Raw genomic sequence first — 21,651 nt, forward strand, 5'->3', positions numbered from 1 at the left:
CGGCGAACCGCCGCCCGCGTCAGCGTCGGCCGGGGAGCCGAGGGCGTAGGCAGTAGGGTGCAGATGCCGTCCGGTTGAGCATGCTCGCCAACGGCACACGGGCGTTCCCCCGGCAGCGTGGGACGCCTGGCCGGGGTGGTGTTTCAGGGACAGCACCCCGGCACCAACCCCTCTCCGACAGGGGATCGGATACCGAACTTCGGATCTAGGCCCTGCCGGAAGTATCCCCTCGGCGGACTCCGTTGCCTTCTGCTGTCTGGCCGGGGGCGTTGCCGTGTGGCTGTCGGGCAAGATATGCCCGGCGAAGGAGCGCTAATCGCTACGCGCCGACGACGTCGCCAGCGGCTGGATCGGGGGCAGCGGGGGAAATGGGTGTCGCGAGCATCCGGTAGAGAGTTGTGCGGTCGATGCCGAGCCCTCGAGCGATGGTGGTCTTCGGGACGCCGGTGCTGATGAGGCGGCGTGCTTCGGTGATCTGGTCGTCGGTGAGCTTGCGGTTTCGCCCCTTGTACTTGCCGGCAGCTTTGGCGATACGGATGCCCTCGCGCTGCCGCTCGCGGATCAAGGTGCGTTCGAACTCAGCGAACGCACCGAGGAGGTTCAGCATGAGCCGGCCGATGGCGTCGTCGGTGTCGCGGCTGTAGGTCTGCTGCTCCTTCACGAACTCCACCGAGGCCCCCTTCGCTGTGATCTCGTCAACGATGTCCCGCAAGTCGCCGAGGGAGCGCGCGAGCCGGTCCATCGACGCGACACGGACAACGTCGCCGTCCCGGACGTATCCGATGCAGTCGGCCAAGGCCAAGCGGTCGGCGCGTGCACCGCCGGAGATCTTCTCTTCGAACACTCGGTCGACGTCGCCGATGGTCTCGAGCTGCCGGTCGAGGTTCTGATCGACCGAGCTCACCCGAACGTAGGCGACGGTCTGCGTCTTGTGTTGCACCACTCCTAGACCCTCGCACACTCCTGTAGCAAAATGACCAAACGGCACCCTAGAACCACGTGAATCGACCACCCGAGCCGGTGTGGTGCTGGGGTATACCCCAAAACGGCATCGATTCCGAACGAGAGCCAGTCTCGTTGGTGAGAAGCAAGCGAGCGCGACTGCTGCTGTCGGAGGGGCAGGTCACAATAGCGTTGGACGAGAGAAGGAGGTCGCAATGGTGCGCTCAAACTTGTGGCCACGGAATCGGTACGGAGGGCCGGGCGGTGGTCGGTACACGGGCCCCGGCGGAGGGTTGTACGCCGGACCCGGCGGAGGGAGATACTCCGGGCCCGGCGGGGGCATGTACACGGGCCCGGGCGGAGGCATGTACACGGGTCCGGGGGGAGGGCTGTACACCGGCCCCGGGGGAGGACTTTCCACTGGTCCTGGTGGAGGCCTCTCCACGGGCCCTCGCGGTGGGCTGTCCTCGGGTCCTGGCGGTGGCCTATCTGCAGGGCCCGGGGGTGGGTTGTACGCAGGTCCAGACCAACATCCGTACACCGCAAACCAACCGCCGATCGATGTCTTCATCGCCGAACTGCGACACCGTGGTCTCAATGCTCAGGCGGACATGTTGGCGCACGCTCACGGGCTCAGCATGTAGTAACGCGGCAGCATCTTGTAGGCGAGTGCGTCAAGGCGGAGAGTAATGCTCGGCTCACAACGTGCGCTCGCATGGCTGGCATCAGAGCGCTGTTTTGTCACTAAGAAGGAAGACGGCCGGACCGTCAGGTATGACGCTCCGGCCGTAGATTGGGCTGCGGAAGGAGTTACTTTCCGAGGCGTCGGAGGGCGATGCCGAACAGGGAGGTGACGAGGCCGAGGCCGATGGCGAACGCGGCGGTGCCGAACGAGACCACCGACGTGAACAGCGATGCCCGCAGGAATGACGCGTTCATGATGACGGGCCGGTTGGGGTCGTCTTGGGGTAGTTCGGCGAAGGTCTTGCCGTCGCTGATCGCGGTCGCGTGCGTGTTGATGATCTCGGCTTGCGCGTAGGCGGTGAGGGGACCGCGGACGGGGCGTTCGGGGAGGAGCTTGCTGTCGGGGGAGACGGTGATCTTCTGCGCGGCGAGTTCGGCGGAGACCAGACGCCACACCACGGCGCCGGCGGCGCTGAGAACACCGCCGGCGAGGACGCCGATGGTGCCAATGGTCCGAACGGTGCGGACGTGCTGACGGCGAGAGTGAGACATTCGAGGAGTTCCTTTTGCTGCGTCGGACAGGGGCACCCGGCTCCGGGTGCTGGGGAGGTCAGTGGGCGGCGTCGTAGGCGTCGCGCACGGTCTGGCTGATCCGGCCGCGGGAGGAAACGTCGTACCCGTTGGTGGCAGCCCAGTCGCGGATCTTCGCGAGCTCGTTCGGGTTGCTGCGGAGCTTGCTGTTCGAGCTGCCGCGCCCGCTCCGGCTCGTCACCTTGCGGGCGGCGGCGATGTAGTCGGAGAACGCTCCGCGCAGGGCGTCTGCGTTGTCGTCGGTGAGGTCGATCTCGTAGTGGCCGCCATCGAAGGAGAACTGCACGGTATTTCCGGTGCCGGCTTCGATGGTGTCGCCGGTGAGGTCGTCAATCAGGTGGGTGGTGACTTTCTGCGCCAAGGTGTCCTCCAGCGTGATCGGGTGGGTTTCGGTTCCACCGTGGCATAGGAAGCTGGCGTCGTGCGGGACGACCCTCGGATGTTAATGCTGGCAGAGGTGCGGCAGCTCATTCCACATGGCCCGAACTCGATGCTCACTCCTGAGCGCGTGGACGCGTTCGCTGCGGCGGCTGGAGCGGCTCGCGCGGTGTCGTGGATTGGCCGCCGGCTGCTGGGCGAGCCGGGCCTGGACGGGCTGAGAGTCAGGGTGCGTCTACTGCGCAGTCGGGGTTGTGACGGGCCGGGATAGGTAGGCGAGCTGGTGTTCATCGCAGAACCGGCCGGGCAGCTCGTGCCCGGTGTCGAGGTCGACGAATTCCCACGCTTGTGGTTCCGCCGCTGCGGGACAGCCGTCAACGGTGCAGGCGGTGAGGTCCGCGAACTGGACGAGCCACGGCTCCGACATCACCACCGGCCCGGTTTCGGCCGCACGTTCGACGTCGTTCGTTCGCGTTCCAGCGTCGACGTCGTGCTTGAGCGGGGCGACGGCCAACATGTCGCGGTCCCGTTGATGCTGGCGCCGGCGTCCTCCACGACGAGATCCCATACGGGGATGCTGCCACACCCGAGCGTCCGCGAGCAGCACCCTGCACTTCGATCGGGCTGTGGGGCCGGGGCGGCGTGTACCCACGATTCGTCGTCACCGCCCCGGCACCGGCTGCGAGGCGCGCGTGCCGGCACTGTGCACCCTGCTCGATGTGCCGCGGGCATGTCCAATGCTCCCGGCCAGCTGTCGGGAGCCGCTGCCCGGCCAAAGCCAGCTGCCCCAGCAGCCCTTTGTTCCTGTCCGAGCGGGCACGCACTCGTTCCGCGACGACAGCGCGCGGCAGCGTCGTATCCGCTGAGGAGCTCGGCTGGCTGCAGTCCGGTCTGTGAGGCCGGCTGGGGCTGCGGGGTACTGTCATGTGGGCTACCCCGTGTTCCCCTAGTTGCGGGTGCCCGATTCCCTGTTTTCCGGGCTGGCTTCGTCTTGACCATGCGTCGAACCCGACGGCGTTGTAGCGCGCGGGCGGTGGTCCCGGACCCGAACCAATGACCACCGCCTGCGCACCCTCTTCCTACCCGCACACCGTGATGATCACGCCTCGGAGCGGTGTGTGTGCGGTCAGCGGATGATGAGTGCTGCAACAACGAACATGCTGGCACCAACCGCGAGGGCAGCGAGTCCTGCCCATTCCCACCAGGTCATTCGCCGGACGCCGCGGGGTGGCCGCTGTCGGCGGCGCGAGCGACGTCGGCGGGAACGTGTCGCGGTCATCGTTCGCACGGTACCCCCGGGGGGCGGGGCATGCTGTGGGGAGCAGCTGGGTGGTTCCCGCTGTTAGTGGGGCGAGCTGGGACCTGATCTGCCTGGCTCGCCCCGCGCTTACCCGGTGCCGGCGCGGTGGACGAGTGCGCGGTGTCGGGGTTAGTGTCGCGGGCACGTGCGTCTGGTTTGAGCGTGCTCCTGGGCGTGCCGGGGTGCCGTCGGCTGCACGGGCGGCGCTCCTGGCCGGGGTGGTGTTGCTGCAGGAGGGTGACACCACCCCGGTCACCTTCGTCGTTAGGTGCGGGGTGCGATGGGGATGTCCCAGTAGGTGGGTTGTTCGTACTGCTCGGCCCAGCCGCGTCGCATTCGGGTGGCTGCTCGGTCGAACTCGTCGACGACGTCGGTGTCCGCGGTGAGGAGTGATTGGAGGCGGAGGCCGTCGTAGAGGGCGAGGAGCTGTTTTGCTCCGCGGACCGGGTCCATCGTTGCTGGTTCCCGCCCGTCGCGGACGTCTGCGGTGAGTCCGGTGCGGATGGTTTCCCGGAACCGCCGGTACGCGGACCGGTAGTAGTCCGCCCCATCGAGGGTGGTGTCGGCGGAGGAGGCGAGGCTGTAGGCGAGCAGCTCCATCAGTGCTGGTTCTTCCGCGTGTGCGGCCATCAGGGCGTGTAGGAACGCGACGGTGCCCTTCTCCGCGATCAACGGCGCCAACGGAGTGGAGATCGCCTGCGTCCACCGCTCCACGGTCGCCGCCAGTAACGCACGGTCGGTCGGGAAGAACTCCCGTACCGCTGCCGCACTCATGCCGGCATGCTCCGCGGCGGTCTCGAGGGTGAATCGGCTCACGCCGCCGTCGTGGAGCGCAGTGATCGCGCCGTTGATCGCGCGGGTCTTCGGGGCTTCTTCTTCCGCTGCGGTCTGGCTGGTCAGCGGTGCGAGGGGGTGCTTCCGAAACCACTCCAGCAGCCCCTTCGCGCGCGACTGCCCAAACGCGTGATCCGTGGGCCGGTCGGGGGTGAAGAGGTCGCTGAAGCCGGGCACGTCGCGCAGGAGCGGGTCGAGGGGTTGGAACGCCATCGACCAGTCCGGGAACGTGCGCTCCTGGACGGGTTCGTCGAGGAGGACCCGGACGTTGGTGTGGCGGGGATCGATACGGACCTGCTCGAACCGTGCATGAATGACATCGTCGTCGCCCTCGAGGATCCCGAGACAGTTGTCACCCTTGTGGGCGAGGATCCCGGTGACGCCGAGGGCGGTGTTCTTCTCCCGGCCCACGGCGAGGATCTGCGCGAGCTCGGAGTCCGTGATCGGACGAGTCTGCGTGCTGGTGTAAACGAGTGAACGCATCAGTACTGGGCCTCCCTGCCGACCATGCTGGCCGCCACAGACGAGTCAACGGCCACCGGGGAGCTGACGCAACCCCACCTTCGAGGCCCCGGCATAGCTGCCCGGGAGCCGATCGGCTACCGGGCGACGCCTGCAGCTGATGATCGTGGTGACCACGCGTATCCGCTTAGCTCGTCCTCGCGCTGCCTGGTTCGTCGATGGGCCTGGTTGCGGGCTACGTTCCCGTTGCGGCCGGGAAATCCCCGGTGTTGGTCGGGTGGGGGAGTCGGCGATGTTGACTGCGATCGCGTGGGAGGTGCAGTGCGCTCGGTATGAGTGCCGGTTGCCGGGGGTGGTGGCGGTGTCGTTTCGTCCGCATGCGGTGGGGCCTGCGGGGTGGGCGTTGACGGTGTGCGAGCATCATGGTGTCCCGGTTCCAAAAGCGGTTGCGGGGCAAGGATGGGGTGTGGGTGTGAGCGCGTTGCGGTTGGCTGGGAAGTCCGACACGGAGTGGGACATCATCGAGGGCCGCTCGGATCGGGTGGTGGGCCGGGTGGTGTGGGAGAACGGTGCGTTCTTCCTCACCGATGTCGACGGCGGCACCGAGCTCGGTGCGTTCTACCGTCTCGAGCACACGGTCTCGGCCGCGGAAGCGCTCCTGGTTGGTTCACCCTTTGAGCCGCCGTCGGCGGCGTAGTTCCTGCAGGAGAGGCTCTACGACGGCGGTGCGGGTGCCGGAGGGAGACCGCGAGCGGACCACACCACCGCCTACCGCGTGGCCACCACCATCGGACTCCAAGCCCTCCGCGACGTCGAGCTCGCCGCATAACGACCCGGCGGACGCCGTGGGTAGCCTTCGACAGGTGAGACACCGCGACCGGACCGATGAACCGCACGACGACTACTCCGCGTTCCGACGTGCCGTGCAGTTCGACCTCGCACAGGACATCAACGCCGGCTTCGTCTCCGCGTACTTCCGCTCCTTCGCCACCCCCGACAGCGCCCGCGTCCTCATGGCCTCCGGAGCCATGCAGTCCGACCCGTTGAAGCGAGCCACGGACACCGGCGTGGTGATCTACGAGCTCATCGCCAACGGGTTCGACCACCCAAGGAGCATGCAGATGCTCGAGCTGCTCCGCCGCGTCCACAAGGGCCTACCCGTCACCGCCGACGACTACCGGTACGTGCTGCTGTCGATGCTGATCGTCCCGTACCGCTGGTGCGCCCGCTACGGTATTCGGCCCTGGACAACCGAAGAGACGGCCCAGGGGGTGGCGTTCTTCACCGAACTCGGCGACCGCATCGGCATCGACCGGCTCCCGCCGACGATGACCGCGATGGAAGCGTTCTTCGACCAGTACGAAACCGACACCGTCCGCCCCTCCCCCGACTCCCACACCCTCGTCCTCGCCTCCCTCGACGTCTTCCGCTTCCAATTGACCGGACCCATGCGGCTCCTCCGGTTCCTCGCACCGCAACTACTCTCAGCCACCGTGGAAGACCCCCGCATCTGCCACGCCCTCGGCATCCCACCCGCAGCACGCTGGACACGAGCACTCCTCCACACCAGCGCCGGCGCCCGTCGTGCTGTCAACCGCATCACCGGGCCCCGGCGTCGGCTCTTTTTCACCCCCGGTGCCCCAGTCGGCGCGTACCCACACGGATACCGCCCCTCCGATGTCGGACCTGAGCGCACCAAGCTCTAGTCAGGTGGACGGCGTTGTTCTCATAGGCGCTAATGGCACTATTCGCGCCTTTAGCGCGAATGACGGTATTGACACCATTAGCGTCAATGGGTACGTTGGGTCTTGCGGTGCTAATGCCGCCTATGACACCATTAGTGCTTATGGAGGCCAGACATGGACAGGACGGCTCTTAATCGCGTCATCGCCGTATCGAACGGCAAGGGTGGCGTGCTGAAGACAACGATCACGGCGAACATCGGGGGACTGCTCGCCGCCAGCGGCTCGCGGGTTCTGCTCGTAGACCTGGACCCACAGGGCAACCTCGCCGAGGACCTCGGGTTCACGGGGTCCGATCGAGACGACAGGGGTGCGGCCCTCGCAGACGCTCTGCAGACCGGCGGTCGGTATGGCGCGACCCCTGTCCGGACGATCCGCGACAACCTCGACGTCTTCGTAGGCGGGCCGGAGCTCGAGCGAGCCAGCGCATTCCTCGTCACGCGCGGGAGCCAGTCTGAAACGACGCAGCTCGCGCTCGCCCGTGTGCTGGCCCCGATCGCAGCAGACTACGACCTCGTGCTGATCGACTGCCCTCCCGGCGAGGAGGCGCTGCAGACCGCGGCTATGGGGGCCGCGAAGTGGGTACTCGTCCCGGTCAAGAGCGACGCCTCGTCGCGCCGTGGATTCGAAGCAGTCGCCAACCGGCTCGAGCTTGTGCGGGGGCAGCATGACGGCGTCACGGGATACAACCCGGAGGTGGGTCTACTCGGAGTGGTTCTCGTCGGCGTCGGCACCAACTCGACCGCCATCCGCCGTGAGGCCCGACACCGCATCGTCGGCGAGGACACAGCTGCTTCCCGCGACGTGTTCGAGAGCACCATCCGTCACAGCGAAGCGACCGCACAGGCCACGCGTGAAACCGGGCAGCTCGTACATGAACTCGACGACCAGGTCAGTCGAGCCCCGAAGTGGTACCAGATCAGGCGAGGCGAGGCCACGGCACCCGACTTCGCGCCTCGGTCCGCCACGAACGTCGCGGACGACCTCCAGGCGGTCACCGAGGAGCTCGTAGCCCGCCTCGCTTCTGCCGAATCTGAGGGAGACACCGCATGACCGACGCAAGCGCGCCTCGCCGGCGCATCGAGGGCGTGTCCGCGCTGAGCCGGATGCGGAGCACTGCGGCTGCACCCGCACGCACAGCGGGTCCGACCCCGGATCCGTCAGCGGTGATCGAATCGCCAGCCGAGGCTCCGGGGGTTGCTGTCGAGCGGGGCGCGGATCCGCAGGGCGCCCGCGCTCGTCTCTCCGGGTACACCACCACGGACTTCGCCAGCCTCGCCAAGAGCACCTACAAGGCGACCGCCCATCTCGAGGATGAGGCCAGCTTCTCCGACTTTCTGCAGAGCGCCGTGGATCGCGAGATCAAGCGTCGCCAGGAGCTCTACAACGACGGACGCCCGTTCGCGGCGTCGACGTCGCGACTGCAGGCCGGACGGCCACTCCGAGGCTAAGCCTCGTGCTCACCGTCGACGCGCGCCAACGTGAGATCCGTCGACGCTGCGATCGGAGCACGATCACGAGCGCGGTAGATCGTGGCGCGGCCGACGCCGAACAGTTCCATCAGTTCGGTGATCGTGTGGTCGCCGGCACGGTAGAGGTCAACGAGGAGTCGTTCGCGAGTGGGGGAGAGCTTGGGCTTGCGGCCCTTGAGCTTGCCTTTCACCTTCGCGGTGGCCGTGCCCTCACGGGTTCGGGCCCTGATGAGGTCTGACTCGAACTCGGCAACCATGCCGAGCACGTTGAAGAGCAGCCGGCCGACGGGGTCGGTCGGGTCGTAGACCGACCCGCCGAGGTTTAGCCGCACGTCCTTCTTCGTGAGCTCCGCGGCGATGTCCGTCGCGTCCCGCAGCGATCGCGCGAGTCGATCGAGCTTCGTTACTACAAGGGTGTCGCCGGGCCGACAGGCCGCGAGGGCTGCTCTGAGTCCTGGGCGGTCCCGCTTAGTACCCGTCATGCCCTTGTCGGTGAACACGCGTTCCATCGGTACGCCGAGTGCCACGAGGGCGTCGGTCTGCGCGGTGAGGTCCTGGCCGGCGGTCGAGACGCGGGCGTAGCCGAGGGTCCATCCGGTGTCCATAGAGACAGTTTCACATGAGGCACCGTCACCGGACTCATTTCCGGACCGGGTATACGGGCCTTGTGCTACCCAGTGTTCATGCGGGGTCACTCGGACGCTCCACCGGTACCGGAACGCGATCGTCTATCGAGACGGTCTCGTCACTCCTGGAATGCGGTTCGGTAGGCGGTGGGTGAGGTGCCGATGATGCTGCCGAAGTGGCGTCGGAGGTTTGCGTCGGATCGCAGTCCGGTGACTTCGGCGATCTGGGTCATGGTGTGATCTGTGCGTTCGAGGAGTTCTCGGGCTCGGTCGATCCTGGCGCGGAGGATCCACTGCATCGGGGTGATCCCGGTGTCGGCTGTGAATCGGCGAGAGAACGTCCGCGCGGACACGTTCGCCTGGCCCGCCAGGACCGTGAGAGACAGGTCGGCGTTGAGGTGATCGAGTGCCCAGGCGCGGGTGGCAGCGAAGACGTCGCCGAGGGGTTCCGGGATGGTGCGGGGCACGTACTGGGCTTGTCCGCCGCTTCGGTAGGGGGCGCTGACGAGGCGTCGGGCGACGTGGTTGGCGAGGGCGACGCCGTGGTCGCGGCGGATGAGGTGGAGGCAGAGGTCGATGCCGCTGGCGGCGCCGGCGCTGGTGAGGACGTTGCCGGCGTCGACGAACAGCACGTGCTCGTCGACGTCGACGTGCGGGTACTGGTCGCGGAGGACGTCCGTGTAGTGCCAATGCGTCGTCGCGGCTTGCCCGTTGAGGAGGCCGGCGGCGGCGAGGGTGAACGCGCCCGTCGAGATCGCGGCGATCCGGGCACCGCGTTCGTGCGCTGCGCGGAGCGCTGCGATGACCGCTGGCGGTGTGGTGACGTCGGCGGGGTTCCGGTAGCCGGGGACGAGGATGGTGTCGGCCCAGGTGAGGGTGTCGAGGTCGTGGCTGACGGCGTAGGCGAGTCCGTTCCACCCGTCGACGGTGCCGACGCGTTCGGCGCAGACGCGGACCTCGTAGGGCATGCTCGGTCGCTTCGCGAACACGTGCGCGGCGATTCCGACGTCGAGGGCTTTCGCTCCGTCGAGCACGAGTACCGCGACTCGGTGGTCGCGGTCTGTGCTCACGTGCCGGAACTTAGCGTGCGGAGCGTGCACGGGCGGTGACGGCAGCGGCGATGGTAAGGACGGTGAGCACGATGATCGCCGCAGCGACGTACACGGCACGGTACGGGGAGGGGAACGCCCCGAGTGCGGCGATGAGGAGCCCGGCGAGGACGGCTCCGGCGCGGCGGGTGTTGGTGAAGAGACCCGAGGCGAGTCCGGGGCTCGGGAACACGTCCTGGAACACGGTCAGTCCGAGGCCGGCGACGGTCGCGAAGAACCAAGCGTTCAGCGGTTGCAGGGTCAGTAGCTGCCACGGCTCCTGCACCAGAGCGACCAGGCCGTAGTACGCGACGCCGCACACCCACCCGCCGGCGAGGAGGAGCCGGACGGAGCGGTGTTCCTGGAGTCGGCCGATGAGCAGCAGTGCGGGGATCTCGAGGAGGGCCGCGGTGCCGAGGGTGATGCCGGCCCAGATGAGTGGGGCATGGAGGTCGTGGGTGACGAACAGGGTCGCGATGGTGACCGTGGCGATGTTCGTGGCCTGCAAGAGCGTGAACGCTCCGACGACTCCCCAGCGGTTCCACCCGCGGAGCTGCGCCAACAGCCGTGGCCGAGGTGTGGCGTCATCCGTGAGGGTGTCGCTGCGTCGGAGGAGGAGAAGAAGGGCGGTGGCGACGTTGACGAGGCCGATGCTGGCGAGGAGCGCTATCGCCGCCGGGGAGCCGGCTGCCCCGGTGACGAGGGTTGCCAGGGGTGGACCGATGACCCATGCGAAGGACACGATCGCGCGGGTGCGGATGACCTGCGCGGGTGGTGCTCCTTCGTGGCGGAGCTGCGCGAATAGGAGCGTCGACCCGACCCCGGGCGGCCCGCCGAGGATGACCAGCGCGAGCACGACCACCGGAAGCGACGTCGTGAGGGCGAGGACCGCGACGAGAGCGACCCCGCCGATGGCGCAGAACATCAGCGGCCGCAGGTAGTTCCGGGTCCGGTCCGCGAGGGTCGGGATCACCAGTGACGCGGCGAATCCGCCGACGTTGTAGAGTCCGAGAACCCAACCGACCTCGGCCGGTGTCGCGGCGTACAGAGTCACGAGGAGCACGGCGAGGAGCGGGTTGAGTACCGCGAACTGCAGCGCCCAGAACCATGCAGCGATCGGCCACAGGAGGCCTCGCGCTTTCGCGCCGTCAGCGCTTTCCGTTGTCGTATTGCCCTCGTTGCGGACGTCCTTGTCTGTCACAGGCCCAGCCAAGCTCGGGCTGTCCCTCAGCACCAGTGGCCGCCGCGACACCGGCCGTACAGATCGCGCCACTCCACACCGCACCCGACTCGATACCGTGCAGGGATGGTTTCACTGCGTTTGCCGGTCATCTCGTGCAGCCTTGATCCCGCCAGCTCCAGCCGCCGGCTTGCCGAACAGTCGGCGGCACTCCTGACGGCGAACGGTCACTGGTCAGAAGTCATCGACCTCGCGGCGGCCTCGCTGCCGGCATTCGACAACGACAAGGTGTTCGACAGTGACGCGTTCGGTGCGCTGCACAGTGTCATACAGGAGTCCGATGGCGTGGTGTTGGCGTTCCCGATCTACAACTGGGCTCCGTCATCGACGGTCAAGTCACTCATCGAGGCCACCGGCGCGACTGGAGCCGACAGGCATGCTGCGTGGTTCGACAAAGTGGTCACCTTCGTGTGCGCTGCCGGACTGCCGCACAGCTACATGGCGACCGGCCCGCTCGCGCAATCACTGATGCTCGACTTCAAGTGCGTCGTGAACCCTTACACGGCCTACATCTCGGAGCGCGACTGGGAAGCGGGAACGCTGATCCCGGACCGAGCTGCGCGCCTCGACAAGACCATGACCGTGCACGTCGAACTCGCGACGCTGCTTCGTGGCAGGACGTATCGCTCGGACTGGGAAGTGTGAACTCGACGGATACCGTGTCCGATGACCCATCCTTCTGTGGGAAGGGCGCGCGGTAGCTTCGGAGCATGCCGGTCTCTCAGTACGTCCGATCGCTGCGCGAGCGGATCGGGAGCAGCTACCTCCTACTCCCGGGCGTGACAGCGGTCATCCGAGACGACGATCGCTTCCTCTTCGCGCGGCAGCGCGACTCCGGACGATGGAGTCTGATCGGGGGCGGCATCGAGCCCGGCGAGGACCCGCCCGCGGCGTTGCTGCGCGAAGTGCGAGAAGAACTCGGTGTGGGCAGCGACGTCATTCGGATCATCGGGGCTTACGGTGGCACCACCCTCGAGAACGTCTACCCGAACGGCGACCAAGTTGGGTACGTGACGGTCGCGTATCTCTGCTCACTGCGCACGTCGTCGTTCCTCCTCGACGAGGACGAAGTGCTCGAAACCCGGTGGGCGACTCTCGCCGAGATCACCGAACTCGATCATCACGAGTGGATCGAGCAGGTGCTGACCGACGCCGCCCGGTAGTGGATCGGCTACCGAGCCGCCTTTGATCGCGTTTCAGTTCGTATCCGCTTAGGGGTAGGCGGGGGGGGCTCGCATGCCTTCGGCTCTGGGGCCTGCCGTTTGAAGGGGTCGGGGTGGTCTCTCTCTTGACTTCGCCGCCGTGTGGTCGTAGACAGAGCTGACTCGCCCTCGCTTGCGGGTGGTGGGTGTCGCTGGTTGACAAGGGGGTACAGCGGTATGACGGTACGAGTTCTAGGGCTGTTGGGGAGTGCGGAATCAGCAGCGATCTTGTCTGACATCGAGACGCTCGAACATCCCTCCGCGCACGGAACGCTCCTGATCCGGCATGGCTACCTGAACGGGCAGGAGGTCGTCGTGTTCCCGCGGTCTGGGCCGCGTCATCCGTTGCCGGCGCACAGTATCGACGCTCGGGAGAACATTCAGATCCTCAAGTCGTATGGCGTGACCGATGTCATCTCGAGCGGTATGACGGGCTCTTTGCGACCGTCGATCCCGGTTGGCTCGGTCCTCGTGCTCGACCAGTTCCTGGACTTCACTCGAGTGCCGCGCCCGACGTTTTTCGATGACGACGAGTTCGGTTTCGTTGATTTCAGCGAGCCGTTCTGCAGTCGGCTGCGCGGTGATCTCGTCGCGGGTTTCCGGGACATCGGTGTTCCGGCGATACCGAGTGGCTGTTACGCCGGCGTTGACGGGCCCCGCTTTGAAACCTCGGCGGAAGTTCGCATGTTCGCGCAGCTCGGTGGTGATGTCGTTGGGTGCACCGTCCTCCCGGAGTGCGTGTATGCACGGGAGGCTGGCCTGCACTACGCGACGGTTGCTGGTGTCGTGAACCTGGGTGCTGGGCTGCAAGCCGGCCCCCTGCACGCGCCCGACTGGTTAGCGATGCGAGAGGAGCACATGGCGAGTATCGCGGCGGTGCTCGACGTCGTCACCAAGGCGATGGCGGGGAGCCAGACCGAGCAGCGTGGCTGCGACTGCCCTCCAATCGCGTACGAACGAGTCCGGGACACTGCGGAAGCGATATCGGTGTGAGTTCGCAGACACTGAACGTGCAGCTCGGGCAGTTGCACTGCGACTCGTGCGCGCAACTCGTCGAGGACGTCCTCGAGGACCTTCCCGATGTGCATGCTGTGCGGCTGGACCGAACATCCGGTGAATTGGCTCTTTCGTCGTCGACGACGATTGAGGCGAGCGATGTCGCTGCCTGGTTGAGCGATATCGGGATTCGTTCCGGGGTGGGGGAGGGCTCATGACGGAGCGGCTGCTCTTCGTTGGACTGTTCCGGTGGAACGCAGGATCAAGTCAGACGGTCATCGGCTACCACCGGGCCGCCGCAGACCTGAACATTGAGGTCGCGGTCTGTTCAGACGCGGGGGTCGTTGACCCGATCGTGGCGCAGCATGTTCCCGCAAGGCCGATCTCATGGGCCACCCATCTGGTGTTCGCCTACGAAGATCCGCAGTTCCTCACCCACGACGAGATCGATCGATGCCTGGACGTGCCGCGTGATCGTCGGGTCATCATCGATACTGACGCGCACTGGGGGCCTGATCGTCGTTTCAGCGCCGACAGCACCGGTGGGATCTACGGGGCGAAGCGCTGGAACGCGCTCTACACGGAACTCAGCGACCTGATCCTGCAGCCACGGCTCGGGCCGCTGCCCGACGGCGCCGAGTACTTCCCGTACTTCGGCGTCGGTGACGCTTCGCCCAGCGTTCACCCCGGTGCGGGCGGCCCCGACGTGCAGTACATCGGGAACAACTGGTGGCGGTGGGACGCTCTCCGCAGCTTCGTCACGGCGGCAGCGGCTCCGGGCCGGGAGATCACTGTTCGTGGACGGTGGTGGGACGACCGCACGTGTCCTGGGTATCGGGAGGCGACGTACTCAGACCCGGCATTGCTGGCGGAGCTCGGGGTGTCACTGCTGCCATCGGTGCCGATCGGGGAAGTGACGACGACCATGGGAACGGCGACGGTCACGCCCGTGCTGTCCCGGCCGAAGCTTTCCGAGCTGCGCATGCTGCTGCCGAGAGTGTTCGAAACGATCTCCTCGGGCAGCTTGCCGCACTTCCCGACGACGATGGCGTACCTGCTCGAGGTGCTGCCCGAGATCGCCCCGTTCGTGCAACACGACGAGGACGACCCGCTCGTCGAGCGACTGCTCCACGAGCCGACCCGGTACCGGGTCGCGCAAGAAGCGGCTGCGGCGGCAGCCCACGATCGATTCAGTTTCCCCACGAACCTGCAGCGACTCCGAGAGCTCGTCGCTGCCTGACCCGCTCGGACTCACCGCGTGGAAGGAGAATCATGCAGACCGACACTGTGCGGCTGCTCTCGTACGGCGGCAACGGAGAGGACGTTGTCCTCTGCCGCGGGTTCTACGGTGCACCTCCGGACTACTTCGTCGACGTGGGCGCAGCACACCCGGTGTGGGGGAGCGTTTCCCGGAACCTCATCATGGAGCTCGGGTGGACGGGACTGCACGTAGAACCCCACCCCATCCAAGCCGAACGTCTCCGCCTCGCGTACCCGGACCATCATGTCGAGCAAGCCGCCGCCGGTGCCGAGCACGGGCACGCTGACTACTTCCTTGCGTCGGGAACACCGGATGAGACCAGCACAGACCCCACGGCAGGACTGTCAACAATGAGCGGCGCCGCCGCCAGCGCGCTCCGCTCGTCTGGAACGCAGCTCGAGCGTCGCCGCGTCGAAACCCGTCCGCTCCACGACATGCTCATCGACGCGAACGCGCCCGTGGGATTCGGCTTGCTTAAAGTTGACGTCGAAGGGTTCGAGCACGAGGTGCTCTCGGGTGCTCGGCTCGCGTACTGGCAGCCCAAATGCCTCGTCGTTGAGGCGACCCGTCCCAATACGTCCACCCTCGCCGATGGCGGGTGGCGTTCGCTGATCCCTGGCGACCTGTATCGGATGGTGCTCTTCGACGGAGTGAACGAATTCTTCGTCCGCCGCGACTTGCCCGACCTGGCGCAGAAGATCGGGATCCCGGTCAACAGCATCGACAACTCCCTGTCCGTGTTCTGGTACAACCGCCTCGACCCGGACGTACGACCGGGCGTTAAGCTCACCCCATGGCCGGTCTGACCGGCTACCCCTTCTAGACAACGTTCGCAGGCTCGGTTCGCGTTTCTTGACGCGGGTGGACAACCGAAGGCTGGTACGCCGGCCCCTGCGAACGTCGGAAAGCCCAACCGTGATCCGAAGCGGGACATCCCTCAACGGCAACGCGTACCGGCAGCTGTTCACAACAGCAGCGGTCCGACAGTTCTTTCTCCGCTCTGTTCCCGGCCGATTCGGCACGGCAGCGGCGAGCTTGGCAGTTGTCGTCGCTGCTCAGACCATCAGTGGCTCGTATGCAGTCGCCGGGGCAGCCGCCGCGGTCCTGGCCGTCAGCAACGCGATCTGCGCCCCACTTGGCGCGATAATCGCGGCGCGGACGGGGCAATGGCGAGTCCTGTATGCGAATGCTGTCATCGTCCTCGTTGCCGCTGCGGGGTTGATAGTCGCGGAACGCACCGGCAGCACCGCGATCCTCATCGGCGCGGTGACGCTCCTCGGGGTCGGTATGCCACAGATCGGAGCGGTCGCGGTCTCCCGATGGTCGACGCTCATCGCCGACCCCAGGCGCCTTCGAGCAGCGTTCGCGATCGAGTCGATGATGAACGAAGTGACGTTCCTGACTGGACCGATCCTGGTGAGCGTCGCTGTGGCTGCCGGCGGTGCGGCACTCGCGCCGGCAGGCTGCGCATGCTTGATCGCCGCGACTGCCGCCCTGGTCGCAGCAGCCCGGGCATCGGAACCGCCACGATCACGAACCGCCCGCTCCGATCGGGACTACAGGCGCGGAATGCGAGCTCCAATCGTGGTGGTTGCGGCGGCAGCGGTGGTGAACTTCGCCATTGGAGGCTTCTTCGGCAGCGCCCAGGTGAGTGTCGTTGCCACGGCAACTTCGCTCGGCGCCGCAGACGTCAGCTCCGCCATGTATGCGTTGATGAGCGCCACGGGAATTGTTGCCGGCTTCGGTTACGGTGCAATCCACAGGACGGCGAAGCACGCACGTATCGATCTCATCGCCGGTCTGGCGTGCATTGCCGTCGTTGCGGCCGTCGCAGCCACGATCACTTCCGTTGCGGCGCTTGCTGTCGTTCTGCTGCTCGCCGGCATCTTCACGGCGCCATCGATCATCGCCGCCTCCGTCATCGTGGAGCAGGCCACACCCGCTCACCAGGTGCAGTCGGTGTTCACCGTCCTCACCTCGATGAGCAGCGCGGGGAGCGCGACCGGCGCCGCCCTCTCCGGCATCTTGATCGAAGCGATCCACCCCGAGGCCGGGTTCGCCATCTCTGCCGCCCTAGCGACCCTCGGCTTGTGTGCAGCTCTGTTGCTTCTCCGGCGTACCCGTGACGCTCACACCCCGCGCAAATCTGGAGTCCGCTGACGAGGTAGCGCGTCTGCCGACCGTGAGGTCAGATCCGTTCACGGGGCGTTGCCCTTGCCGACGGCGTCTCAGTTTGGGTCCCACCTGCACCAATCTGGTTCATGGTGGTATTTGTCACTTCCACTACCGCCGGAACGGTCCGAGAAGCAGCATTATCGGAACTGATGTGGGCGGGGGTCACAGGACCTGTTTCCGACGGATTTCGCTTCCCAGGACGCCCTCCGAGCGTCTGGAGAGCCGTGTACACGAAGACCGTCGTTGCCACCGAGGACCGCGAGATCTCGGTTCCTGTCCTCGAACAGCGGACCACGCTCGGTCGGCTCAACGACGCGAGTCCCTCGGACGCCGGGATGTTCCTACTCCACGCCTTCGCCTGGGCGAGCACGCCGGCGTGGAGCGCCCACGACATCGTCAGTACGGCGCGTGGTCGTGCCACCAACGCGGCGGGGGAGTCCGTGAAGGCCCTCTCGGGTGCGAACCAGGTCATCGTCGAGCAGTACGTGGCAGACGGCATCGCGTGGCTCGTGGCCCGAGGCCTCCTCGGCCCGAAAGCTGAGGCGCACTACGGTCCCTACTTCATGCTGACCACGGACGGGCTCGAGGCAGCGAAGCACCAATCCGTGACGCACATCGAGTCCACCCTGCAGCTGCACTCCGAGCTCCACCCGGCGCTGAACACCACGGCGCGTCCGAACTTCGAGCGCGGCGACTACGCCACCGCGGTCTTCTCGGCAACCCAGCAGGTCGAGATCGCCGTCCGTGAAGCCGCCGGCTTCGGCCAGGAGAAGCTCGGTACCCACATGATGCGGGACGCCTTCAAGGTCGGCGGACCCCTCGCGGACCACCGCGAAGTGCCGTCCGAGCAGGAGGCGGTCCTCAACCTGTTCGTCGGCGCCATCGGCGCGTTCAAGAACCCCACCAGCCACCGCACGGTCGAGTTCGACAGCCCGATCGAGGCGGCGAGCATCATCCACCTCGCAGACCTGCTCCTCCGCATCGTCGACCGGGCTAAGGCACGCCTCGCTAACGAGGTGTCCGGTGAGTGACGAGCCGGGGGAGGAGCTCGTCCTCTCCGGCGACGCACGCGAGGACCTCGTCCCGGAGCTGGTCGGTGATGACCGGCTAACGCTGCGGCCGCTGCGAGCGGTGTCGGGCAAGGCGATGACCGCCGAGCAGCGCGCGGCCGCCGAGCGCAGTCGCACCGCGGCGGCCGTTCGTCGTGCTGCAGCGCGGGGGCCGCGGCCGCCTGTCGTGGCAAAGACGGCTGAGCAACTCGCCCTCGAGGCGAAGTCCGAGAGCACGGTGCGCGCCTACCAGAGTGATCTCCGTCAGTTCGCGCGCTGGCTCGCGGGCTTCGAGGACGACGAGGTGCACGATCCAGCCGACATCGCCGGCGTGCGCACGGCGCCGCGGACCCCGAAGGTGGTCGCCGACTTCCTCGCAGCGAAGGCGGCCTCGGAGGTTGCTCCAGGGGTCCGTCGCTACGCGCCGTCGACGATCGCGCGCTACCTCGCCGCAATCAACTGGGAGCACGAGCGCCGCCACTTCGATCCGCCCGGGAAGCACCCGCGCGTCCGCGACACCATGCAGGGCATCCGACGTGATGACCCACCACCCGTCCAGCGTGCTGCTCCGCTGACGCTGAAGCTCCTGCAGCGCACCCTGCGCGCGATCGACCTCACCGACCTGCAGCGCGGAACCATCAACACCCGCGACTACGCCCTGCTCCTGTTCGGCTTCGTCGGCGCGTTCCGCGAGAGCGAACTCGTTGCGACTGACGTCAGCGACTACCGTGTCGTGCCCGACGAGGGGGTCCGCATCCGGATGCGTCGATCCAAGACGCAGCAGGAAGGCGACGGGCCAGCGAAGGTCATCCGCTTCGGCTCGAACCCGCTCACCTGCGGGCCCTGCGCATTCGTGCGGCTGTACCGGCTGCAGGTCGAGCAGCATCAGCGCGGAGAGGCCGGGATGTTCGCCGCGCTCAAGGACGCCGCGACCGACGTCCACATCTGCGACGACGGGCTCCCGCCGCACGAGGAGCGTCTCAACCCTGCAGCTCCGTTCTTCCCCGCGGTGAGCAAGTGGGGCTTCTTCCGCGAGACCCGGCTCACTCCGACGGCGGTCGGCAAGGTCGTCCAGTCCCGGATCCGGAAGGCCGGCGTCGACGCCGAGGGCTTCAGCGGGCACTCGATGCGTGCCGGCTTCATCACCGAGGCTCGCAACGCCGGCGCGACCGACGTCGAGATCATGAACCAGACCGGCCACACCTCCGCGGCGACGCTGCGGATCTACGACCGCGAGTACGCGCCGCTGGTGCGCAACGCCTCAACCCGGATCAAGCTGTGACCGAGACATCGCAGCTCGAGCGGCACTGGGCACGCTTCGAGGCATGGTGCACGGCGTCGGGAAGAGACGCCCTCCCGGCGACGCCCGAGACAGTCGAGCAGTTCCTGGAGTGTTTCCCCGGATCGAAGTCGCAGCAGCGGCTTCGACGTCAAGCGATCGCCGCCCAGCACCTCGCCGCAGGGGAGCCGTCCCCGATCATCGTGCCGCCGGCGGATCGTGTCTGGACGGGCGAGGCGTCGGTCGCGGACGTCGAACAGGCGTTGGTGGAGATCCCGAAGTACCGCCACCCCGTTGGTCTCCGGGGCCGGCGTGACGCGTTCCTCGTGGTCCTCGTCGGCCTCCTGCAGTTGAGCCGCCAAGAGGCCCGGAGTATCACGCCCGGGCTGATCGAGGTCGGCAGCATCGTGAAGATCCACGGTCGCGTCATCCCCAGCAACGACGACCCGGCCACGTGCCTGGCGTGCGCCGTCACACGCTGGCTCCGGGTGGTCGGAAACGCGTACCTCGGCCATCAGCACGAGACACGCGCGCTCCTGGACTCGACGAAGGCCGATCTCTCCGAGCACGACTGCGGCCGCCCCGTCACCGAACCGTGGCGTCGTGCAGCCAAGTTGCTGCTCTCCCTCGACAGCTACGGCTGGACCAGGACGGACGTACCGCTATCGACGCGGTCGATCACGTCCATCGTCCCGGCCAGGCGCAGCTCGTCCGGGTTCGTCGAGGACGTCGGACCGCACACTCGGAAGCCGAGCCGCTTTGACGCTCTGAGTGCTGCCGAGACCTACAAGGAGGTCGGCGAGCTCGAGGTGCGGGTGGCCGCAGCGTTCGCACGGTCCGCCGAGGTGCTCGCGGAAGCTCACCGGCTCGGCCTGGCGATCGACGACCTGCTAGCGCCCATGCACGACGACGACGAGGATGATGAGGGCGTGTGATGACCCGACACGAAGAGCTAGCCAGGGAACTCTGCGGCCGGTGGGGCAATCCGAGACGCAACGAGATCTTCGAGCTAGCGTCCCTCTACCCAGAGGTGGCGCGCCGATTTCTCGCCGTGATTTCCCCCTGGGACGAGCCAGGCAACCCGCCGGCGCGGTTCGATGACCACGACATGCCCCTCCGCTACTACGAGGCCGCCGCGGATATCGACGTCACCGAGGGGTACGGGCAAGAGTGCCAGGAGCTAGTGGGGCGCTTAACGCCATGAGGTGCGCGTGAAGTAGAAGGCGGTTGCGCGGGAAGTTGCGAGAAGAAGAACCTGAAGGTGCGGCGATCACCACGCTGGTCACCGTGCCGCTCACGATCGTCGAGCCTGTTCGGCTTCAGCCTCCGCTAGATCGGCTGCCGAGAGGGTGCTGCTGATCGAAGCGTTAGCTACGTCCCCTCAGTATGGCGCCTCGTCCGGCGACTGATATCCGGGATATGGTTCCGGTATGCCTGTTCCGAAGTCTCCGACCAGTCAGGGTCCTCGCCGTCTTCTCCGTGATGTCGTCTACGAGCAGATGCTCGAGGCGATCGAGAACGGCACGCTCGAGGCGGGGGAGCGTCTGAACGATGAGGAGCTCACGAGCTGGCTTGGTGTTTCGCGTACTCCGGTGCGGGAAGCGATTGCCCGGCTTGAGTCGGAAGGGCTCGTGGAGATGGCCGCGAACCGGTACACCCGGGTTGCCAGCCTCTCCGGGCCGGCGCACGACCAGGCCGCGATGCTCCTCGCTGCGCTGCACGCGTGGGCGATCGACCACGCCGAGGAAGCGACCACTGATGCGCGGAAGGCCGCGGCCGCGAGCAAGCTCACTGCCAGCGTCGACGCGCACGACGTTGACGCGTACCGGGGGCTGCAGGACGCGGTCGCTGCGCTCATCGCCGGGTTCGGCAACCCGCTCTTCACGGCGACCGAGGCAGCGGTGCGTGGTCGGGTGAAGTTCCACGCCCCTGCTGCTGACGCGAACATCGACTGGGACGCGGCAGCTGCAACGGCTGGCGCCCTCGCGAAGATCTGACCGCCGGCACTCGGCATCGGGCGCGACGCATCCCGGACTCTCGCTGATGCCATTCCGTCCCCTGGGTTTTATGGTCGCGCGCAGGGGTCTCACCAGCTCCTGCGCTGGCCGGAGTTGAGACAAAGCTCCTCCGGCCCGTCCACACAGCCCGGTGGGCTCGTACCGACCGTGCGGCGAGCGATCGTCGACCTCGGGAACGAGCCGGAAGAGGGGTTAACTCGATTCCGACCCGCCGGATCGCAGCAGACTGCTCTCCTAGCGTGTTGCCGTCCTGACCCGAACAGTTCCGCAACTCGCTACCGCCAGTGTCTGCTGGTGCGCGTGAGTGCGTTC

General features: G+C 66.9%; 24 protein-coding genes. 16 read left to right on the forward strand and 8 right to left on the reverse strand.

Annotated elements, in window-relative coordinates; all coding sequences use genetic code 11:
• Positions 1–319: 319 nt before the first annotated feature.
• The 5 genes from Q9R26_RS17655 to Q9R26_RS17675 all read right to left on the reverse strand — a co-directional run bounded on the left by Q9R26_RS17655 (position 320) and on the right by Q9R26_RS17675 (position 5,212).
• Entirely contained in the window at positions 320–943 is a 624-nt protein-coding gene (locus Q9R26_RS17655; protein WP_311228052.1) for a recombinase family protein, read from the reverse strand.
• A gap of 809 nt (positions 944–1,752) precedes the next feature.
• Complete coding sequence (locus Q9R26_RS17660) at positions 1,753–2,178, reverse strand: aromatic ring-opening dioxygenase LigA (RefSeq protein ID WP_311228053.1); 426 nt, start codon at positions 2,176–2,178, stop codon at positions 1,753–1,755.
• A gap of 58 nt (positions 2,179–2,236) precedes the next feature.
• Entirely contained in the window at positions 2,237–2,578 is a 342-nt protein-coding gene (locus Q9R26_RS17665) for an Lsr2 family protein (protein ID WP_311228054.1), read from the reverse strand.
• A 252-nt stretch (positions 2,579–2,830) separates the two neighbouring features.
• The gene (locus Q9R26_RS17670; RefSeq protein WP_311228055.1) at positions 2,831–3,112 is read right to left on the reverse strand and encodes a hypothetical protein; all 282 of its coding nucleotides are present in this window, start codon (positions 3,110–3,112) and stop codon (positions 2,831–2,833) included.
• 1,047 nt (positions 3,113–4,159) lie between these two features.
• A complete protein-coding gene (locus tag Q9R26_RS17675) occupies positions 4,160–5,212 on the reverse strand; it encodes a BLUF domain-containing protein (RefSeq protein WP_311228056.1) in 1,053 nt (350 codons plus the stop codon).
• Between the two features lie 451 nt (positions 5,213–5,663).
• Here Q9R26_RS17675 and Q9R26_RS17680 point away from each other — a divergent pair, with 451 nt between their 5' ends.
• From Q9R26_RS17680 to Q9R26_RS17695, 4 genes are all read left to right on the forward strand, one after another.
• Positions 5,664–5,888: a hypothetical protein gene (locus Q9R26_RS17680; protein WP_311228057.1), complete on the forward strand. Its 225-nt coding sequence runs from the start codon at positions 5,664–5,666 to the stop codon at positions 5,886–5,888.
• 166 nt (positions 5,889–6,054) lie between these two features.
• Positions 6,055–6,897, forward strand: coding sequence for an oxygenase MpaB family protein (locus tag Q9R26_RS17685; protein ID WP_311228058.1), 843 nt, complete (start codon positions 6,055–6,057; stop codon positions 6,895–6,897).
• Positions 6,898–7,050: 153 nt separating this feature from the next.
• Complete coding sequence (locus tag Q9R26_RS17690) at positions 7,051–7,986, forward strand: ParA family protein (RefSeq protein ID WP_311228059.1); 936 nt, start codon at positions 7,051–7,053, stop codon at positions 7,984–7,986.
• Positions 7,983–8,384, forward strand: coding sequence for a ParB family protein (locus Q9R26_RS17695; RefSeq protein ID WP_311228060.1), 402 nt, complete (start codon positions 7,983–7,985; stop codon positions 8,382–8,384). The genes Q9R26_RS17690 and Q9R26_RS17695 overlap by 4 nt, the downstream gene beginning before the upstream one ends.
• On the opposite strand, the gene Q9R26_RS17700 is transcribed toward Q9R26_RS17695, so the two are convergent.
• From Q9R26_RS17700 to Q9R26_RS17710, 3 genes are all read right to left on the reverse strand, one after another.
• Positions 8,381–9,010, reverse strand: coding sequence for a recombinase family protein (locus tag Q9R26_RS17700; RefSeq protein ID WP_311228061.1), 630 nt, complete (start codon positions 9,008–9,010; stop codon positions 8,381–8,383). The genes Q9R26_RS17695 and Q9R26_RS17700 overlap by 4 nt on opposite strands.
• Positions 9,011–9,150: 140 nt before the next feature.
• Positions 9,151–10,101, reverse strand: coding sequence for a DJ-1/PfpI family protein (locus Q9R26_RS17705; RefSeq protein WP_311228062.1), 951 nt, complete (start codon positions 10,099–10,101; stop codon positions 9,151–9,153).
• Positions 10,102–10,111: 10 nt separating this feature from the next.
• Complete coding sequence (locus Q9R26_RS17710) at positions 10,112–11,320, reverse strand: MFS transporter (protein ID WP_311228063.1); 1,209 nt, start codon at positions 11,318–11,320, stop codon at positions 10,112–10,114.
• Between the two features lie 105 nt (positions 11,321–11,425).
• Between Q9R26_RS17710 and Q9R26_RS17715 the strand changes: the two genes are divergently transcribed.
• From Q9R26_RS17715 to Q9R26_RS17770, 12 genes are all read left to right on the forward strand, one after another.
• On the forward strand, positions 11,426–12,004 hold the full coding sequence (locus Q9R26_RS17715) for an NADPH-dependent FMN reductase (protein WP_311228064.1): 579 nt from the start codon (positions 11,426–11,428) through the stop codon (positions 12,002–12,004).
• Between the two features lie 65 nt (positions 12,005–12,069).
• Positions 12,070–12,522, forward strand: coding sequence for an NUDIX domain-containing protein (locus Q9R26_RS17720; protein ID WP_311228065.1), 453 nt, complete (start codon positions 12,070–12,072; stop codon positions 12,520–12,522).
• 216 nt (positions 12,523–12,738) lie between these two features.
• On the forward strand, positions 12,739–13,554 hold the full coding sequence (locus Q9R26_RS17725; RefSeq protein ID WP_311228066.1) for an MTAP family purine nucleoside phosphorylase: 816 nt from the start codon (positions 12,739–12,741) through the stop codon (positions 13,552–13,554).
• Positions 13,555–13,571: 17 nt separating this feature from the next.
• A complete protein-coding gene (locus tag Q9R26_RS17730) occupies positions 13,572–13,775 on the forward strand; it encodes a heavy-metal-associated domain-containing protein (RefSeq protein WP_311228067.1) in 204 nt (67 codons plus the stop codon).
• 185 nt (positions 13,776–13,960) lie between these two features.
• Positions 13,961–14,797 carry a hypothetical protein gene (locus Q9R26_RS17735; protein ID WP_311228068.1) on the forward strand — a complete coding sequence of 279 codons (837 nt, stop codon included), beginning with the start codon at positions 13,961–13,963 and terminating at the stop codon, positions 14,795–14,797.
• 32 nt (positions 14,798–14,829) lie between these two features.
• Positions 14,830–15,624, forward strand: a complete 795-nt coding sequence (locus tag Q9R26_RS17740) for an FkbM family methyltransferase (protein ID WP_311228069.1) — start codon at positions 14,830–14,832, stop codon at positions 15,622–15,624.
• Between the two features lie 109 nt (positions 15,625–15,733).
• Positions 15,734–16,978: an MFS transporter gene (locus Q9R26_RS17745; protein ID WP_396136842.1), complete on the forward strand. Its 1,245-nt coding sequence runs from the start codon at positions 15,734–15,736 to the stop codon at positions 16,976–16,978.
• Between the two features lie 239 nt (positions 16,979–17,217).
• Entirely contained in the window at positions 17,218–18,024 is an 807-nt protein-coding gene (locus Q9R26_RS17750) for a TIGR02391 family protein (RefSeq protein ID WP_311228071.1), read from the forward strand.
• Positions 18,017–19,324 carry a tyrosine-type recombinase/integrase gene (locus Q9R26_RS17755; RefSeq protein ID WP_311228072.1) on the forward strand — a complete coding sequence of 436 codons (1,308 nt, stop codon included), beginning with the start codon at positions 18,017–18,019 and terminating at the stop codon, positions 19,322–19,324. Before Q9R26_RS17750 ends, Q9R26_RS17755 begins: the two co-directional genes overlap by 8 nt.
• Positions 19,321–20,256: a hypothetical protein gene (locus Q9R26_RS17760; protein ID WP_311228073.1), complete on the forward strand. Its 936-nt coding sequence runs from the start codon at positions 19,321–19,323 to the stop codon at positions 20,254–20,256. The genes Q9R26_RS17755 and Q9R26_RS17760 overlap by 4 nt, the downstream gene beginning before the upstream one ends.
• Positions 20,256–20,525 carry a hypothetical protein gene (locus Q9R26_RS17765; RefSeq protein WP_311228074.1) on the forward strand — a complete coding sequence of 90 codons (270 nt, stop codon included), beginning with the start codon at positions 20,256–20,258 and terminating at the stop codon, positions 20,523–20,525. Before Q9R26_RS17760 ends, Q9R26_RS17765 begins: the two co-directional genes overlap by 1 nt.
• A 226-nt stretch (positions 20,526–20,751) precedes the next feature.
• Positions 20,752–21,318: a winged helix-turn-helix domain-containing protein gene (locus tag Q9R26_RS17770; protein WP_311228075.1), complete on the forward strand. Its 567-nt coding sequence runs from the start codon at positions 20,752–20,754 to the stop codon at positions 21,316–21,318.
• Positions 21,319–21,651: the final 333 nt, after the last annotated feature.

It is taken from the genome of Curtobacterium sp. BRB10, from assembly GCF_031844325.1.
GTDB lineage: Bacteria > Actinomycetota > Actinomycetes > Actinomycetales > Microbacteriaceae > Curtobacterium > Curtobacterium poinsettiae_A.

What these genes read in the sequence shown, in the direction of transcription:
- Q9R26_RS17700 (WP_311228061.1), bottom strand. Translation starts at nt 9,010, where the DNA reads ATGGACACCGGATGGACCCTCGGCTACGCCCGCGTCTCGACCGCCGGC.
- Q9R26_RS17770 (WP_311228075.1), top strand. Translation starts at nt 20,752, where the DNA reads ATGCCTGTTCCGAAGTCTCCGACCAGTCAGGGTCCTCGCCGTCTTCTC.
- Q9R26_RS17720 (WP_311228065.1), top strand. Translation starts at nt 12,070, where the DNA reads ATGCCGGTCTCTCAGTACGTCCGATCGCTGCGCGAGCGGATCGGGAGC.
- Q9R26_RS17740 (WP_311228069.1), top strand. Translation starts at nt 14,830, where the DNA reads ATGCAGACCGACACTGTGCGGCTGCTCTCGTACGGCGGCAACGGAGAG.
- Q9R26_RS17765 (WP_311228074.1), top strand. Translation starts at nt 20,256, where the DNA reads ATGACCCGACACGAAGAGCTAGCCAGGGAACTCTGCGGCCGGTGGGGC.
- Q9R26_RS17670 (WP_311228055.1), bottom strand. Translation starts at nt 3,112, where the DNA reads ATGTTGGCCGTCGCCCCGCTCAAGCACGACGTCGACGCTGGAACGCGA.
- Q9R26_RS17725 (WP_311228066.1), top strand. Translation starts at nt 12,739, where the DNA reads ATGACGGTACGAGTTCTAGGGCTGTTGGGGAGTGCGGAATCAGCAGCG.
- Q9R26_RS17695 (WP_311228060.1), top strand. Translation starts at nt 7,983, where the DNA reads ATGACCGACGCAAGCGCGCCTCGCCGGCGCATCGAGGGCGTGTCCGCG.
- Q9R26_RS17660 (WP_311228053.1), bottom strand. Translation starts at nt 2,178, where the DNA reads ATGTCTCACTCTCGCCGTCAGCACGTCCGCACCGTTCGGACCATTGGC.
- Q9R26_RS17715 (WP_311228064.1), top strand. Translation starts at nt 11,426, where the DNA reads ATGGTTTCACTGCGTTTGCCGGTCATCTCGTGCAGCCTTGATCCCGCC.
- Q9R26_RS17675 (WP_311228056.1), bottom strand. Translation starts at nt 5,212, where the DNA reads ATGCGTTCACTCGTTTACACCAGCACGCAGACTCGTCCGATCACGGAC.
- Q9R26_RS17690 (WP_311228059.1), top strand. Translation starts at nt 7,051, where the DNA reads ATGGACAGGACGGCTCTTAATCGCGTCATCGCCGTATCGAACGGCAAG.